Source organism: Aurantibacter aestuarii (genome assembly GCF_003008425.1).
Classification (GTDB): Bacteria; Bacteroidota; Bacteroidia; order Flavobacteriales; family Flavobacteriaceae; genus Aurantibacter; species Aurantibacter aestuarii.
On record NZ_PXOQ01000009.1, the window covers coordinates 809390 to 825419 of the forward strand.

Here is a 16030-nt window from a genome sequence, read left to right on the forward strand (position 1 = left end):
ATCAAATATAGTAATTTGATTAGCTTACGAAAACGTTTTCTAAATTTTAATTTAACTCAGAATTAAGTAAAGAGCAATTGCTATAAAAACAAGAATTTGCAACCATTTCAAAATCAAACCAATAGAATTATTTTGTTTAATATATGTTGAAATGCTTCCTGCTAACAAAGCTAAGCCCACAAAAATAATAAAAGACGTAATCATAAATAAAAACCCTAACACATAAAACTGATATATGGTGTTTAAAGATTTACTAAACAAAAAAGCCGGAAAAAAAGATAAAAAAAACAATGATACTTTTGGGTTTAATACATTCATTACAAACCCCTGCTTAAATAATTGACTCATTGTTTTTCGAGGAATATTATTGTTATTTAAAACTAAATTTGAAGAACTTTTATACACTTTATAAGCCAAATAAATAAGATAAATGGCACCACACCATTTTATTACAGTAAATAACCATAATTGTTCTTTAATTATTATTGACATTCCAAATGCTACAAAAGTTGTATGTACCAAACAACCCGTAATTAAACCTCCAACTGTTGCTATACCATACTTTTTTCCATGAACTATACTTTGCATCATAACATAAATGTTGTCTGGACCTGGAGAGAATGCTAAGGCAGAAGTTGCTATTATAAATGAGACTAGAATCTCAAAATTCATGTTATTGGATTTTGGAAAAGTTCAAAATGTGAAATTACTATAAATTAAGAAAAAAATACTGCTTTTTTAAATTTTCATTAACAGCTAAACTCATAGGCAACGCTTATATTTGAGAAACAAACCAAACCAGTCTTGAAATATATTAAATACGTCTTACTTATATTTATACTAACTTTTGTAGTAGCTGTCTACGCTTCTCTCTACACTGTAAATAAATTTCCACAATTCTCAAGACCAGTTAGTATCAATTTAAATGAAACACATGTACTCGATTTAGATAGCATAACTGTAGTGGCTACGACACAATATCAAGCCAATAGCTTTAAAAAATTTATGCAAGGTCGTCATTACAGAAAAGCATGGGAAACACCTATAAAAGTGCCTGTTCTAAATATGAATAGTTATGGAAATGGTTTGACTCCTATAAAAAAAGGAGGTGGAAAACAAACTAAATCTCTTAAACTTAGTTCTAAAGATTCCTTTGTGTATTCTCTTAGAAGTGTAAATAAATTCCCACAACCTTTAGTTCCAGACTTTGCAAAAAAAATAGGCTTAAGTAATATTGTTATAGATGGCATTTCTGCTCAACATCCTTATGCAGCCTTGATTGTAGCTAATCTGTCAAGCCAAATTGGACTTCTTAATACGCAACCACAACTCTATTTTGTACCAAAGCAGAATGGTTTAAATACCTATAATGATGAATTCGGTAATAAGTTATACCTGCTTGAATTTGAAACCGAAAATAAAAATTTCACACATTTAGAAAATGTAAAAAGTGTTGTGGAAACAGATGATTTACTAGAACTCAAACAGAAACACATGAGTAACGTAAGTATAGATAAAGCGTTTTTTATTAAAAGTAGACTGTTTGATTTTATAATTGGCGATTGGGATAGACATGCTAAACAATGGGGTTGGGTTTTAGTAGAAGAATCCGATAAACTCGTCGCTAAAGCTTTAGCTGCAGACAGAGATAATGCTTTTTTTTATGTAGATGGTGTAATTCCATCTATTATTTCCAACCGTTTTGTTGTGAGCGACTTACAGGCTTTTGAAAAACAGATTAACTATGTTCCTGCATTGGTGGAACCAAATGACCGATATTTTTTACAAAACACATCAGAGAAAATTTTTATTACTCAAGCTCAAATTCTTCAAAGAGAGTTAACTGATGAAATTATTGAAAATGCTTTTAAAATTTGGCCTAAAACATTTAGAGATTTAGATGCCAATACACTAATTGAGAAGATAAAAAGCAGAAGAAATCAAATTGTATCCTATGCTAAAACCTTTAAAGCTCATATAGATAAAAAAGGTCTAATAGAAGAGCCACTTAAAGGATGTGAAGATTTAAATTTAATTAGTCCGTTACAAAAATGCTTTGATTGCAACAACCAGTAAATTTTTATTTAAAATTATCGGTTTAATAACGCTTTATTAATATCTTTTATAAGTTGTGGTCCTTCATAAATAAATCCAGTATAAACCTGAACCAAATCTGCTCCAGCATTTATTTTTTCTAAAGCATCTTTGGCACTGTGAATGCCTCCTACTCCAATTATTGGAAATGCCTTGTTACTTTTTTCAGACAGGTAACTAATTACTCGTGTACTTTTATTTTTAATGGGCTGTCCACTTAACCCCCCATTGCCTATTTCTTGTAAACGAGATTCACTTGCTTTTAAATCTTTTCTATCTGTAGAAGTATTACTAGCAATCACACCATCCAAATTGGTTTGCATTACTAACTCAATAATTTCATCTAATTGTGTGTCGTTTAAATCTGGTGCTATTTTAAGTAAAATAGGCTTTTGTTGACTAAATGTATTATTTGCTTTTTGTACTGTTTGTATAAGCTCAATTAAATAGTCCTTATCATTTAGTTTAGCGTGACTTCCTACATTAGGACAGCTTACATTTAAAACAAAATAATCTACATAAGGATGCAACGCATTAAAACATTCTAAATAATCTGCAGTGTAGTTTTCTGGAGTGGTTTGTGTGTTTTTACCAATATTACCGCCAATTATTAGATGACCTTTATTCTTTTTAAGTTGCTTAATAGCCGTCTCCAATCCATTATTGTTAAAACCCATTCGGTTAATAATGCCCTTATCGTCCTTTAATCTGAATAAACGCTTTTTAGGGTTTCCTCCTTGTGCTTTTGGTGTTACAGTACCAATTTCAATAAAACCAAAGCCGAAATGCGCCAATTCATTGTAAAGCACTGCATTTTTATCGAATCCTGCCGCTAATCCAACAGGGTTTTTAAAAGTTAAGCCAAAAAGTTGTCGCTCTAGACGTGGATCTTCAACTTTATAAAGTGTTTTTAATAATGCAGAAATCCCTGGTATTTTTGATAAATTCTTAATTAGAGAAAAGGTGAAATGATGTACTTTTTCAGGATCGAAAGAAAATAAAATAGGTCGTATTAACGCTTTATACATCGTTTTATGTTTATGCAAAAATACTACGCTTTAAAAAATTGGACAATTAAAAAAGATAAAAACCTTTAAAATTGTATTTTTATACTTTAAAACTTTCTCTCAATATGATTTCTAAAGAACACATTATAAAAAGATTTATTAGTTATGTCACTGTAGATACGGAAGCAGACCCAAATAGCAGTACAACACCAAGTTCGGCTAAACAATGGGATTTAGCTAATGCTTTAGTGGATGAACTAAAGCAAATAGGTATGTCTGATGTAACCATAGACGAAAATGCCTATATAATGGCAACTTTACCAAGTAATGTAGAGAATGAAGTTCCTACTATTGGCTTTATTTCTCATTTTGATACGACCCCAGATTTTACTGGCAAAGATGTAAAACCACAGATTGTAGAAAATTATAATGGCGAAGATATTATTTTAAATAAAGATGAGAACATCATTTTATCTCCAGATTACTTTGAAGATTTACTTCTTTATAAAGGACAAACCTTAATTACCACAGATGGTACGACTTTGCTTGGTGCAGATGATAAAGCAGGAATTACAGAAATTGTATCTGCAATGGAGTATTTAATACAGCATCCAGAAATTAAGCATGGTAAAATTAGAGTTGGTTTTACTCCAGATGAAGAAATTGGGCGTGGAGCTCATAAATTTGACGTTGAAAAATTTGGTGCAGATTGGGCTTATACAATGGACGGTAGCCAAATTGGAGAGTTAGAATATGAAAATTTTAATGCGGCAGGAGCTGTTGTAAAAGTTAAAGGTAAAATTGTACATCCTGGATATGCCAAAGGTAAAATGGTGAACTCTATGTACATAGCAAGTGAATTTTTAAACTCTTTACCTAGGTTAGAAACTCCAGAGCATACTAGTGGATATGAAGGTTTCTTTCATCTTTATGCTATTAAAGGCGAAGTAGACGAAACAACTTTAGAATATATCATAAGAGATCACGATAAAGATCATTTTGAAGCAAGAAAAGAAGCCATGCTTAATTTAACAGCAGAAATTAATGCGCAGTATGAGCGTGAAGTTGTTACAATTGTTATAAAAGACCAATATTATAACATGAAAGAAAAAGTAAAACCTGTTATGCATATTGTAGATTTAGCAGAAGAAGCTATGTTACAATTAGACATAAAACCTCTTATTAAAGCTATTAGAGGTGGTACCGATGGATCCCAGTTAAGCTATATGGGCTTACCTTGTCCTAATATTTTTGCTGGAGGACATAATTTTCACGGACGTTACGAATATGTTCCTGTAGAAAGCATGATTAAGGCCACACAAGTAATTTGTAAAATAGCAGAATTAGCTGCAACAAATAATTATAAACATGAATAATACACTTAGAAATATTCTAGCTGTGGTGTTAGGCTGGTTTGCAGGAAGCATAGTAAATATGGCCTTAGTGCAGCTAGGATATTACATCTACCCTATTCCTAATGTAGACACTAATAATCTAGAAGCATTAACTAATGTTATGCCTAGTTTAAGTTCAAAACATTTTATTTTTCCTTTCTTAGCACACGCTGTAGGTACACTTGTTGGTGCATTTATAACAGCATTAATAGTTTTAAAATATAAAGTAAGGTTTGCACTTGTTATAGGTACCTTATTTTTTATTGGAGGAATTATAGTAAATATGATGCTACCAGCTCCAACTTGGTTTAAAGCGGTAGATTTACTTCTAGCTTATATGCCTATGGCTTTTGCTGGAGGCTTTCTAGCAAAATCATTAAAGAAAACTCACTAAAGCTCACAAAAAAAAGCTTCTCTAAAAATAGAGAAGCTTTGTTCTTTTGGGTGGAAGACGGGATTCGAACCCGCGACCCTCGGTACCACAAACCGATGCTCTAACCAGCTGAGCTACAACCACCATTTTAACACCTAAAATAGTGCGAGTGCAAATGTAATTGATTTAGTAAAAATCACAAACATTTTTTTATATTTTTTTATTTTAAATTAAATAAACTCTCTACAGCCACATAACGTTCTGCAGTAAACCCTTCTGCATAATCGCTATTAATTAATCTACCCAAGTCATTTGCTCGGTATTTTATACTGTCTAAAAAATTCTTGCTCGTAATTGGTGTTTCTGCTTCTTTATTTTCTGGATCATAAAACTGAGTTTTATAAGCCATCACACTTTGCATTTTAACATCTATATAAGATGAGATATCCACTACAAAATCTGGTTCAATAGTTTTCCACTGAATATAATGATATACTTGTTTTGGACGCCATTTATCTTGGCGCTTTGCATTAAGTGTAGTTTCAATTTTTACTAAACCACTTAAAAAACAAGCATCACTTACTAGTTTACTGCCTTTTCCATGATCGATATGTCGGTCATCAATAGCATTACAAAGTACAATTTCTGGTTGGTACTTTCTTAGCATTTTAATGATTTCAAGCTGATGTGTTTTATCATTTACAAAAAAGCCATCTGCAAAACCTAAATTCTCTCTTACTTGAACTCCTAAAATCTTGGCCGCATTTGCTGCTTCTTCTTTACGAGTAAACTCTGTACCTCTTGTTCCTAACTCACCTTTTGTTAAGTCTATGATTCCAACTCTTTTTCCGTTAGCTATTTCTTTAGCTAGAGTACCTCCACAGCCTAACTCTACATCGTCTGGATGAGCTCCAAATGCCAAAATATCTAATTTCATGTCTTATAGTTTAAATGAATTTAACGCGTCTTCCTTTAAATAGGTCCATAATAACATATGACTTGTTTTTTTTCCTAAAGTCATTTTAATAACCTTTACTTGTTCAGGTTCATACTTTTTTAAAACGACTTTCATTGGTCTAAGCAGATCTTTGTCTGAAACTAAAGTTGTAAACCATGCCACGTTTGTTTTAATTAAACTACTGTCGTAAATATAATTTTGAATAAAGGCTTTTTCGCCTCCATCATACCAAAGTTCGTTTGCTTTACCACTAAAATTTCTACCCGTATTTGGATCTAATTTAAGACCACGCCACTTTTTTTGTGTTGCTTTTATGGCAGAAGCTTCATCTTTATAAAAAGGCGGATTACTAATAGCAACGGTCACTTTCTCCTCTGGTTTTAAAACATTTTGTAAAATATGAGCCGGATTATCTTGAGTTCTTAAAGAAATGGCATGACCTAGTTTATTTTTTTCAATAATTTTAGTCGCATTCTTTAAAGAGTCCTTATCTGTATCTGTTGCAATAAAATTCCAGCCAAATGCTTTTTGACCCAGTAATGGGTAAATTAATGTTGCACCTGTACCAATATCTAAAACTGTAGCTTTATCGTTAAGCTTGTTTATTTTTAAAACATCATTAATTTCATGAAGGTAATCTACACGACTAGGTATTGGCGGGCATAAATGCGCATTAGAAAATTCCCAATAATCGATATCATAATAGGATTTTATTAAGGCCTTATTTAAGGTCTTAACTGCTTCGGGATTAGCAAAATCAATAGTTTCTACTTTATATTGATTAACAAATATGTAATCCTTTAATTTTGGAGTAAGTTTTGCTAAACGTTGTAAATCGTAATTGTTGATATGCGGATTGTTTGTGTTCAAAGTTTTCTATGTATTATTTAGATGTTACTGCTTGTAAAATATCTTGTTTTAAATCGGCTATATCTTCAATGCCTACTGAGAAGCGAATTAACCGGTCGCTAATTCCTGTTTTTTTTCGTTCTGCTTCAGTTAAAAGCGAATGTGAAGTTAAGGCTGGGGAAAGTAACGTACTCTCTACACCTGCCAAACTCATAGACGATTTTATAAGTTTTAATTTTTTTTGAAAGTCTAAAGATTCAAACTCTTTAGTTAATTCAAAAGACAACATAGCTCCAAAACCTTTCATTTGTGACTTTGCAAGCTTATACTGAGGATGCGTTTTTAATCCTGGATAATATACTTTATCCACAAAACTCTGTTTATTTAGCCATTTTGCCATTTTCAAGGCGTTTTTAGTTTGTGCTTTAACACGTAAGCCTAAAGTTTTCATACTTCGCTCTAATAACCAAACGGTTTGGTCACTTAAGTTACCACCAAAATTTTTAGAGGTGTTCCAGATGGTATCTATATGTTTTTGACTAGATGCTATAGCTCCTGCAGAAATATCGCTATGTCCACCAAGATATTTTGTAGCAGAATGCATCACAATATCAACCCCAAAATCCATTGGAGTTTGGTTTATAGGACTAGCAAAGGTGTTGTCTATACTGGTAAGAATATTATGCTTCTTTGCTAAAGATGCAACACCTTTTATATCTGTAACCGTTAGTAATGGATTAGAAGGTGTTTCTATATGAATTAATTTGGTATTTGGTTGAATGGCATTTTTAAAATCTTTAACCTCATAGCCATCCGTAAATGTATATTGGATATTCAATTTAGAGAATTCTTCTTTTACAAAGTTTAAAGTACCACCATAAATAGTGTTTTGTAAAACAATATGGTCTCCAGATTTTAAGAATGCTAAAAACATATGACTTAAAGCTGCCATACCAGAGCTAAATATTAATGCCGCTTCTGTATGCTCTAAAGCAGCTATTTTTTGAGCTAAGTGGGTTTGATTTGGCGTATTAAAATAACGTGGATAACGTTTAAGGTCTACATCTAAAAACTCATAAGATGTTGACATGTATATGGGAGAAACTGCACCTTTAAATTGCTCGTCTTTAATTTCTCCAACATGAGTACATATTGTATTTGTACCTAATTTTGAATCTTTCATTTACTTATTTGATAATAGGGTAAAGATACTTAATTTTAATTCAACTCTGCTGAGATTAAAACGAAGTTAAAGCCTTATAAATTTAACTCAAAACACTCTAATTTAAAGCTTTAACACAGCCTTAACTAAAATTAGTAGTTATTTTTTGTATCTTACAAATTATGGTACAATCACAAAAAGCAGAACATAAAGACTTATTAGAACAAAGTATTAACCATTTAGAACATTTGGGTTATGAAAAAATTAAAGCCGATTTAGACGGTTTTGATTCTCCAAAATCCTTTCTTAAAAAAGGAAGCGATATTGTTGTAACACCAGACATTACAGCTTATAGGCGTTCTAAAAAATATTATTTTGAACTCGGCATTAAGAATGATGAGACGAAACTTTTAAAATCCAAATGGCGATTTTTAGATGTGTTATCTCGTATGAAAAATGAACGATTTAAAATAATTACTAAAAAAGGACATTATAGTTTTACCAATCAAGTATTAGATGACTTAAATCTTGAAAAAAACTTAATTAAATTATAAACAAAAAGAGCGCTATTCGCGCTCTTTTGCTTTTTGTATGATTTCTTTTAAACGTTGTTTCCTTAACGCTTCTTCAGCTTTCTTTTTGTTAATTTTTCTTGCCATTAACTTAGAGTGTAAAGCTTTATTTTTTGTGTTTTTTGCACTGCCTTTTTTTGCCATTAATCTTTACTTACTTTCTTTAATAGTGCATTCTGCTCTTCCATTAAATCGTTAAGGTTGCTTAACAATTCTATATCTTTTGGAGTTTTAACCGTAGGATCTTTAGCATCGTTTGATTTATCCTTAAGTTTATTCATTGCTTTAACAACCAGAAAGACTGTAAAACCAACTATTATAAAGTCTAAAACCACCTCAAACAATTCTCCGTAATAAATAGCAACTTCTTCTGTGGTCACTTTACCTTCTGCTGTTTTAACAGCTTCTCTAAGAATGTATCGTTTATTTTCATAATTAAGACCATTGGTCATTAACGATAATGGAGGTAAAAAAACTTTCTTTACTAAAACATCAATAACTTTATTAAAAGATGCGCCGATTATAATACCAATCGCCATATCTATCATGTTTCCCTTAACGGCAAACTCTTTAAATTCTTTTAAAAATTTCATAGAAAATATCGTGCAAAACGTAATACTCATATAAATATGAGCTCAATAGATAATTACCTTTAATTATTTCTATTTGTTTTATTATAAAAACGAACCATTGCTATAGCCCATATTAGAACAAAAACAAATACAATAATAGAAAACCAAAATATTAGTGTATTACTTTCCATTATTTACAAGTCTAAAATAAATTAAAACTGCTAATAAAGTTGGAGCCCAAAGACCTACAAAAATGGCATGTATTTCTTCTCCTTTTAGAAACAGATATTCGGCAAATAAAATAATTACCAAACAAAGTAAAAGCATGATTAAATTAATCAGTCCAATTCTTTTTATGTAATTCATTACGAGTGTTAATATTATGTTAATATATAAAAACCAAATTTATTATGCTAACGCTATTAGGTTTATTTCTAGCGTTTTAATTATTTCTTATAATATTTGGCATATTTGAGATAAGAAAAAAGACTTAAAATAGCAATTATCCCTAAAGTAATAGCAATAAATTGAAAACTTAATATTTGGTCTCCACTAGCATAGCTATGTAGTCCTGAAAGATAAAAATTAACCCCAAAATACGTCATTAAAATACTTCCGAAGGTGATAATAGACATTAAGTTAAATAACCAACGTCCTCTTAAACCAGGTACTAAACGCATATGTATAACAAATGCATAAAGCATAATACTAATAAGCGCCCAAGTTTCTTTTGGATCCCAACCCCAGTATCTACCCCAGCTTTCATTAGCCCATTGTCCTCCTAAAAAGTTTCCAATGGTTAACATGACCAGACCTACGGTTAGTGCCATTTCGTTTATAATAGTAAGCTCTTTAATATTAAGAAGCATTTTCTTTTTGTTCTTCTCGTTGGTTAATGTCATTAATATTAAGCTAACCGCTCCTAAAATCATAGCCAAAGTAAATGGTCCATAACTGGCAACAATTACCGCAACATGAATCATTAACCAATAACTATTTAAAACGGGCTGTAAGTTAGCAATAGCAGGATCCATCCAATTCCAATGTGCAATCATTAATATCATAGCTGTTACAAATGCGGTAGAAGCAATGGTTAAATCACTTTTACGACCAAAAGCCAAACCAAAAAACATGGTTGCCCAAGCCACATATATCATAGACTCGTAAGCATCACTCCATGGGGCATGTCCAGAAATATACCAACGAGCTATTAAACCTAAAGTATGTAATATAAAAAGTAAAAGAATAATGACCTTAAACACTTTAACTGTAATTTTTAGTCCTTTACTCTGGTCTTTAAAAATCTGAATAATTAAAATTATAAATAGTAAAGTACCCGCGTACATGTACCAGCTGAATAGCTTTTTAAAGATATCGTACTTATTATAAAGAATTTCAGCATTAATTTTATCTTCTGAAAGCATCACCTCTTCACCTAATTTATTCTGAAGATTTGTAAACTCCTGAAGTAATTTATTAGACTTCGAAAAATCTTTAGTTTGCTTATCTTGATTTAGGTTATATAAATAATAGTCGAAGCTAGAAGTAATATAATTACCATAAATGGTATCGTTTATTTTTTCCCTGTACCCTTCTTTTTGATATTCAAAAGGTGAAATCCACTTGTTATTATCGTCGTTAGGAACAGGATATATTTTTATAGAACGACCTTCAATAACATTAGAGATTAAATTAACTCGCTCATTTGTTTCTACAAATTCTTTTTGAATACCGCTTTTTACCTGAGCCGAAGTTGCTTCGTCTAGATAAGGGTCTAATTTATATTTAAAATCTTCTCCAAAGAAATCTAAAAGTGTTACATATTTTTGAGATTTTGGTACGCCTATAATTTTACGAATAGAATCTCCTTTTTTAGGTTTTAAATAAATAATTGGCACGTTGTACCACAACATTGGACTTTCATGAATACTTAAATACACTTGGTTTGCTGTTAAACCTTCATAAGTATCACTTTTACTTAATTTACGTAATAATTCTGATGCATAAGTGTCTACCGGCATCATACGTCCACCAACATCCTGAATGACCAAACGCCCAAAAGCATCGGCAACCTCAACGGGTGCCACATTGGCTTTTAGCACAGAATCTATTTGTTGTTTTGTTGGTGCTTGTCGTGTTTCTCGTTTTACAGAGTGGTCGTGACCGTCATTCTCCGAATGTTGCTCCTGAGCTTGCAATCCAAAAGAAAGCGCTACGAAAAGCAGTGTTAATAAAGCTTTCTTTTGAGATTTCACTTTCTCTAAATGGCGGGTTAAATCTGCAAAACGGGTTTTCTTATCAAACAAAATAGCCATTAAGCCGAAATACAGTAGAAAATAACCTAAGTAGGTTACCCAAGTTCCCCATTGATCATGATTTACAGATAAAATAGTTCCTTTTTCATCCGGATCAAAACCAGATTGAAAGAAGCGGTAGCCGCGATGATCTAAAACGTTATTCATAAATATTTTATAATCAAAATCGCCTTTATCTTCGTCTAAAATAGTCACCTTACTGGCAAATGAAGCATACCCTTTTTCAGTTCCAGGATATTTCTCTGCTTCAAAATCGTTTAATTTAATACTAAAAGGCAATTCTAAAACTTTTGCGCCATATTTTACATCTACACTTAAACCTCCAACCTCAACAGTCTCATAGGCATTATTTGTGCCCTTTCCTCCTAACAATTGCACCTTTTTAGTTTCGTTATTAGCGGTTACATTTAAAACCAATCCATCTTCATCGTTTTTTAAAAGTTTTGATTTTTGGACTATGTCAAACTTACCTTTAACCACAGGTTTAGGAAACACCATTTGCATATCGCCTATAACATAACGAGAACGCAACATTAAAGGCTGCAAACTATCTTTATATAGTTGACCTTGATTCATGGTTGCCATTTGCAAATATTCGCCTTCAAAAGGAGAATTTATAGTCAGTTGCCCGGTTTCGGAATTTGTTATATTTATAGCGCCATCTGTTGGTTTATTTAACGCTATTAATACATTATGAATACTTTGAACTTCGCCTTCTTTTAAAAAATGGTTATGAGGTGCTCCATTTCCTGCTTCAACGATTTTTAAATAAGCTTCTCCGGTTTCGTCGGGAACAATATCTTTTTCTGCTCCAACAATAAATTTATCGATCTCAATTTTTACTGCTGTATCTCCGTAAGTGGTATTTAATTCAAAATCGTTATCTAATCTGCCTGAAAAATCTACTTCCTCATTAAAAGGTCTACGTTGTGCTACGCCATTAATTTCATAATCCCCATTAATATAACCAGACACATAAGTTTTTTGAGATAGAAATACATTTTCTGTATTTCCCTCACGAATTGGCATCATCCCTTCAAAACCTACATATCGCGTAATAAATGCCCCAATTAAGATGAAGATAAAAGCAAAATGAAGAATAAAAGTCGCCCATTTTTCTTTTTTATACAAACGGAAGCGAAAGACGTTACCCACAAAATTAATTACAAAAAAGACCATAATAGCCTCAAACCACCAGGCATTATAAATTAATTGTCTTGTGTATGGTGTTGGTGAGGTATCCATGTTTCGGTCTAAAATAGTACCTACTGCCATAGCTATGGCAAAAACAAGGAAAAGTATAGAAGTTAATCGGGTAGAAAATAGAATTTTAGCCAGCTTATTTTGCATTGTAAATCGCCTTAAATTTTGACTGCAAAGATAGCGGTTTTTGTTGGTTTAATTTTGTATAAAAACAAGGAATATTATGTTAAATATATAGACAAAGCTGCAAATTCATTATCTTCTTACAAACCTAGTTAGTACTCCCGAGCTTCAAAAAGTTTGATATGTATAAAACTTGCCATTTTACGGGCGCGTCGTTTGGCATTATTAGCAATTTCTCCTTCAAAAAGTTCATCTATTGTTTGAAACCAGTAATTCAACCAGATTCCAAAATGCTTTTCGTTAATTGTATTATTGTAAATTTATCTACTTTAATATGAGCTTCAATAGGATTATTAGCGTAGCGTTGTGTGTTTTTTTTGGTCATAAACAACGAGCTTTCCCAAAACGTAGTAAGATGTTTTAAATGACTATCCCAATCTGAAATCATTCCACAAAAAATGGGTCCCAAAACTTCATCCTGTTTTAGTTTTTCATAAAATTTAAAAACTAAACGAGCAATATCCTCTCTGTTTTTAATATCCTGCTTCATAATAACAAATATAGCTTTTTGTATTTGCTATCTTTATAATCTTAGCTATTTTAGCCTTATGATTACAGTGACTTTAATAGGCGCAGGAAATGTGGCCACTCATTTATACAAAATATTTAACAACACAGACCAAGTATTGGTTAAGCAATGGTATAACCGCACGTTAAAACCTATTGAACGCTATAAGACCAAGCTTAAAATTACGGATTGTTTAGAAGACTTAAAAGAAACAGATCTTTATATTATTGCGGTAAGTGATGATGCTATTTCAGAACTTTCTAGCGCTTTACCTTTTTCCGATCGTTTAGTGGTTCATACTTCTGGAAGTGCTAGTTTATATGATTTAGATATGAAGCATAAACGCGGTGTTTTTTATCCGCTACAAACCTTTTCTAAAGATGTTGACTTAGATTTTACTGAAGTTCCTATTTGCATTGAAGCCTTACATAAACCAGACTATAAATTTTTAAAAGAATTAGGTATTGCCTTAGGTTGTAAAGTTCATAAAGTAAATAGCGATCAACGCAAAGCATTGCATCTTGCGGCGGTTTTTGCAAATAACTTTACCAACCATATTTATCGTATTGCACATGAAATTTGCGAAAAAGATTCGGCTGAATTTGATATTTTAAAACCATTAATTAAAGAAACTGCTCGTAAAATCGAAACCGTTTCACCTTATAGAGCGCAGACCGGACCTGCTAAACGAGGCGATAAAAAAACCATAAAAAAACAACTTAAAGCTTTAGATAATTCTACACATAAAGCCATATACGACATCATGACCAAATCTATTAAAAACACCTATGGACAGCGCTAAAAGTTATAAAGAATTAATGCATGATATTACCACATTTATTTTTGATGTAGATGGTGTTTTAACCAATGGTGATATTCAAATTTCAGAGAAAGGAGAACTTCTAAGAACCATGAATGTAAAAGACGGTTTTGGACTTAAAACTGCCATAAAAAAAGGGTTTAAGGTTTGTATCATTTCTGCAGGAACTAATGCAGGAGTTAAATCCAGACTTGAAGGTCTTGGTGTGCAGGCAGTATATTTGAATGCTCAAAACAAAATAGATATTTATAACGACTACCTAAAATCTGAAAACATAAACACCAATGAAATTGTTTATGTGGGAGATGATATTATGGATATAGAAGTTATGAAACAAGTAGGTTTAGCTTGTTGCCCACAAGATGCTGTGCCAGAAGTAAAAGCTATTTCTCATTATATTTCTCATAAAAATGGAGGAAAAGGCTGCGTAAGAGAAATTATCGAGCAAGTGTTAAAAGTACAACACAAATGGACCTTTTAAAATAAACTTATGGCTATTCTAAAACTTATTCGTTTTAAAAATTTAATTATTATAGCGTTTGTTCAATACGTTATTAAATACGTATTATTTGACGCTTTTGACGCTTTCACAACACTTAATGGATTACAGTTCACTCTATTAATGTTTTCAACTTTGTGCATAGCAGCTGCTGGCTATATTTTTAATGATATCCAAGATGTGGCTACAGACACCATAAATAAACCTGATAAGGTTTTAATTGGTAAACGTGTTTCTAAAAATTTTGCTTATAATTTGTATATGATTTTAACCTTAGCCGGTGTTGGTTTGGGTATGTATGTTGCTAATAGCATAGACAAAAATAGCTTTTTTAGCCTATTTGTACTTTCGGCAGGGTTACTCTATATTTATTCCAACACTTTAAAGCCAATTGCTGTTGTTGGGAATCTTACGGTATCTTTTTTAGTAGCTTTAAGTTTAATTATTATAGGCATATTCGATTTAATGCCTGCCATAACAGAGCAGAATAAAGCCTTCCAAAAAACCATGTTTTCGGTATTAGTAGATTATAGTGTATTTGCTTTTTTTATCAATTTTATAAGAGAACTTGTTAAAGATATTGAAGATGTTAATGGAGATTATAGTCAAGGTATGAAAACACTACCTATAATTTTAGGACAAGGACGAACAGCAAAAATAGGTTTTGGTTTATGTTTAGTAGCAATAGCTGCAGTGACCTATTATTTATCTAGCTATTTTTATAAAAACACATTTGTTATTGTATATATGCTTATCTTAGTAGTAGCACCTTTAATTTACTGTACTATAAAACTATTTTCAGCTAAACAGAAAAAGGAGTTTACTCTGGTAAGTCTTATCTTAAAAATAACTATGCTAACCGGTATTTGCTCTATGTTTTTGTTTAAATATATCTTAAACTAAATGCTTAAAGAAAAATTAACAAACTACAAGATTATTTTAGCTTCAGCTTCTCCAAGAAGACAGCAGTTTTTTAAAGATTTACACATACCTTTTGAGGTGCGTTTAAAACCTATTGAAGAAATTTATCCAGATACTTTGGTGCATTCTCAAATTAGCGATTATTTAGCACAACTAAAAGCCATTCCTTTTAAAGACGAGTTAAGCGAAAATGAACTTTTAATTACTAGTGACACAATTGTCTGGCATAATGGTACTGCTTTAGGTAAACCCAGAAATAATGATGAAGCTTTTGTAATGCTGAAATCTTTAAGCAATGCCACTCATGAAGTGATTACCTCTGTTAATTTTAAAAAAGGTGCTGCTCAAAAAACAGTTCATGCTATTACTAACGTAACATTTAAAACACTTAGTGAAGAAGAAATCTGGTTTTATATAAAAAATTATAAAGTATTAGATAAGGCTGGAGCTTACGGCATACAAGACTGGATTGGAAATATAGCGGTAACACATATAGAAGGTTCTTATTTTAATGTGATGGGGTTACCTACCCATCTTGTTTATGAAACGTTAAAGGACTTAGATTTAAGCTTGTAAATACGTAATTTCACTATAAAATTA

General features: G+C 31.6%; 18 protein-coding genes and 1 tRNA gene. 8 read left to right on the forward strand and 11 right to left on the reverse strand.

Going from position 1 to position 16030, the window contains the following annotated elements; all coding sequences use genetic code 11:
• Nucleotides 1-51: 51 nt before the first annotated feature.
• Nucleotides 52-672: a LysE family translocator gene (locus C7H52_RS10320; RefSeq protein WP_106463820.1), complete on the reverse strand. Its 621-nt coding sequence runs from the start codon at nucleotides 670-672 to the stop codon at nucleotides 52-54.
• Between the two features lie 132 nt (nucleotides 673-804).
• On the opposite strand from C7H52_RS10320, the gene C7H52_RS10325 reads away from it, so the two are divergent.
• On the forward strand, nucleotides 805-2076 hold the full coding sequence (locus tag C7H52_RS10325) for a hypothetical protein (protein WP_245918599.1): 1272 nt from the start codon (nucleotides 805-807) through the stop codon (nucleotides 2074-2076).
• A gap of 14 nt (nucleotides 2077-2090) precedes the next feature.
• Here C7H52_RS10325 and C7H52_RS10330 read toward each other — a convergent pair whose 3' ends face one another.
• Nucleotides 2091-3122, reverse strand: coding sequence for a quinone-dependent dihydroorotate dehydrogenase (locus tag C7H52_RS10330; RefSeq protein WP_106463821.1), 1032 nt, complete (start codon nucleotides 3120-3122; stop codon nucleotides 2091-2093).
• 104 nt (nucleotides 3123-3226) lie between these two features.
• On the opposite strand from C7H52_RS10330, the gene pepT reads away from it, so the two are divergent.
• Nucleotides 3227-4477 carry a peptidase T gene (pepT, locus tag C7H52_RS10335; protein ID WP_106463822.1) on the forward strand — a complete coding sequence of 417 codons (1251 nt, stop codon included), beginning with the start codon at nucleotides 3227-3229 and terminating at the stop codon, nucleotides 4475-4477.
• Complete coding sequence (locus C7H52_RS10340; protein WP_106463823.1) at nucleotides 4470-4889, forward strand: hypothetical protein; 420 nt, start codon at nucleotides 4470-4472, stop codon at nucleotides 4887-4889. Before pepT ends, C7H52_RS10340 begins: the two co-directional genes overlap by 8 nt.
• 48 nt (nucleotides 4890-4937) lie before the next feature.
• Here the strand turns inward: C7H52_RS10340 and C7H52_RS10345 are convergent.
• The 4 genes from C7H52_RS10345 to C7H52_RS10360 all read right to left on the reverse strand — a co-directional run bounded on the left by C7H52_RS10345 (nucleotide 4938) and on the right by C7H52_RS10360 (nucleotide 7858).
• Nucleotides 4938-5013 (reverse strand) — tRNA-His (locus tag C7H52_RS10345).
• A gap of 75 nt (nucleotides 5014-5088) precedes the next feature.
• On the reverse strand, nucleotides 5089-5805 hold the full coding sequence (bshB1, locus tag C7H52_RS10350; RefSeq protein WP_106463824.1) for a bacillithiol biosynthesis deacetylase BshB1: 717 nt from the start codon (nucleotides 5803-5805) through the stop codon (nucleotides 5089-5091).
• Between the two features lie 3 nt (nucleotides 5806-5808).
• Nucleotides 5809-6696 carry a 23S rRNA (adenine(1618)-N(6))-methyltransferase RlmF gene (gene rlmF / locus C7H52_RS10355; protein ID WP_106463825.1) on the reverse strand — a complete coding sequence of 296 codons (888 nt, stop codon included), beginning with the start codon at nucleotides 6694-6696 and terminating at the stop codon, nucleotides 5809-5811.
• A gap of 13 nt (nucleotides 6697-6709) precedes the next feature.
• A complete protein-coding gene (locus C7H52_RS10360; protein WP_106463826.1) occupies nucleotides 6710-7858 on the reverse strand; it encodes a trans-sulfuration enzyme family protein in 1149 nt (382 codons plus the stop codon).
• A gap of 161 nt (nucleotides 7859-8019) precedes the next feature.
• On the opposite strand from C7H52_RS10360, the gene C7H52_RS10365 reads away from it, so the two are divergent.
• Complete coding sequence (locus C7H52_RS10365; RefSeq protein ID WP_106463827.1) at nucleotides 8020-8391, forward strand: hypothetical protein; 372 nt, start codon at nucleotides 8020-8022, stop codon at nucleotides 8389-8391.
• Nucleotides 8392-8403: 12 nt separating this feature from the next.
• Here C7H52_RS10365 and C7H52_RS13465 read toward each other — a convergent pair whose 3' ends face one another.
• From C7H52_RS13465 to C7H52_RS10385, 5 genes are all read right to left on the reverse strand, one after another.
• Nucleotides 8404-8553 carry a hypothetical protein gene (locus C7H52_RS13465; protein WP_181256233.1) on the reverse strand — a complete coding sequence of 50 codons (150 nt, stop codon included), beginning with the start codon at nucleotides 8551-8553 and terminating at the stop codon, nucleotides 8404-8406.
• Nucleotides 8553-9002, reverse strand: coding sequence for a large conductance mechanosensitive channel protein MscL (gene mscL, locus C7H52_RS10370; protein WP_106463828.1), 450 nt, complete (start codon nucleotides 9000-9002; stop codon nucleotides 8553-8555). The genes C7H52_RS13465 and mscL overlap by 1 nt, the downstream gene beginning before the upstream one ends.
• A 159-nt stretch (nucleotides 9003-9161) precedes the next feature.
• Nucleotides 9162-9347, reverse strand: coding sequence for a hypothetical protein (locus tag C7H52_RS10375; RefSeq protein WP_106463829.1), 186 nt, complete (start codon nucleotides 9345-9347; stop codon nucleotides 9162-9164).
• Nucleotides 9348-9427: 80 nt separating this feature from the next.
• Nucleotides 9428-12646: a cytochrome c biogenesis protein CcsA gene (gene ccsA, locus C7H52_RS10380; protein WP_106463830.1), complete on the reverse strand. Its 3219-nt coding sequence runs from the start codon at nucleotides 12644-12646 to the stop codon at nucleotides 9428-9430.
• Nucleotides 12647-12896: 250 nt separating this feature from the next.
• Nucleotides 12897-13172: a group III truncated hemoglobin gene (locus C7H52_RS10385; protein ID WP_317045571.1), complete on the reverse strand. Its 276-nt coding sequence runs from the start codon at nucleotides 13170-13172 to the stop codon at nucleotides 12897-12899.
• A gap of 58 nt (nucleotides 13173-13230) precedes the next feature.
• Between C7H52_RS10385 and C7H52_RS10390 the strand changes: the two genes are divergently transcribed.
• From C7H52_RS10390 to C7H52_RS10405, 4 genes are read left to right on the forward strand one after another with little or no spacing between them, the layout of a single operon-like run.
• On the forward strand, nucleotides 13231-13992 hold the full coding sequence (locus C7H52_RS10390) for a Rossmann-like and DUF2520 domain-containing protein (RefSeq protein ID WP_106463831.1): 762 nt from the start codon (nucleotides 13231-13233) through the stop codon (nucleotides 13990-13992).
• Nucleotides 13979-14491: a KdsC family phosphatase gene (locus C7H52_RS10395; RefSeq protein WP_106463832.1), complete on the forward strand. Its 513-nt coding sequence runs from the start codon at nucleotides 13979-13981 to the stop codon at nucleotides 14489-14491. The genes C7H52_RS10390 and C7H52_RS10395 overlap by 14 nt, the downstream gene beginning before the upstream one ends.
• A gap of 9 nt (nucleotides 14492-14500) precedes the next feature.
• Nucleotides 14501-15412 carry a geranylgeranylglycerol-phosphate geranylgeranyltransferase gene (locus C7H52_RS10400; RefSeq protein WP_106463833.1) on the forward strand — a complete coding sequence of 304 codons (912 nt, stop codon included), beginning with the start codon at nucleotides 14501-14503 and terminating at the stop codon, nucleotides 15410-15412.
• Nucleotides 15413-16006, forward strand: a complete 594-nt coding sequence (locus tag C7H52_RS10405) for a Maf-like protein (RefSeq protein WP_106463834.1) — start codon at nucleotides 15413-15415, stop codon at nucleotides 16004-16006. It begins immediately after the preceding gene.
• Nucleotides 16007-16030 lie beyond the last annotated feature (24 nt).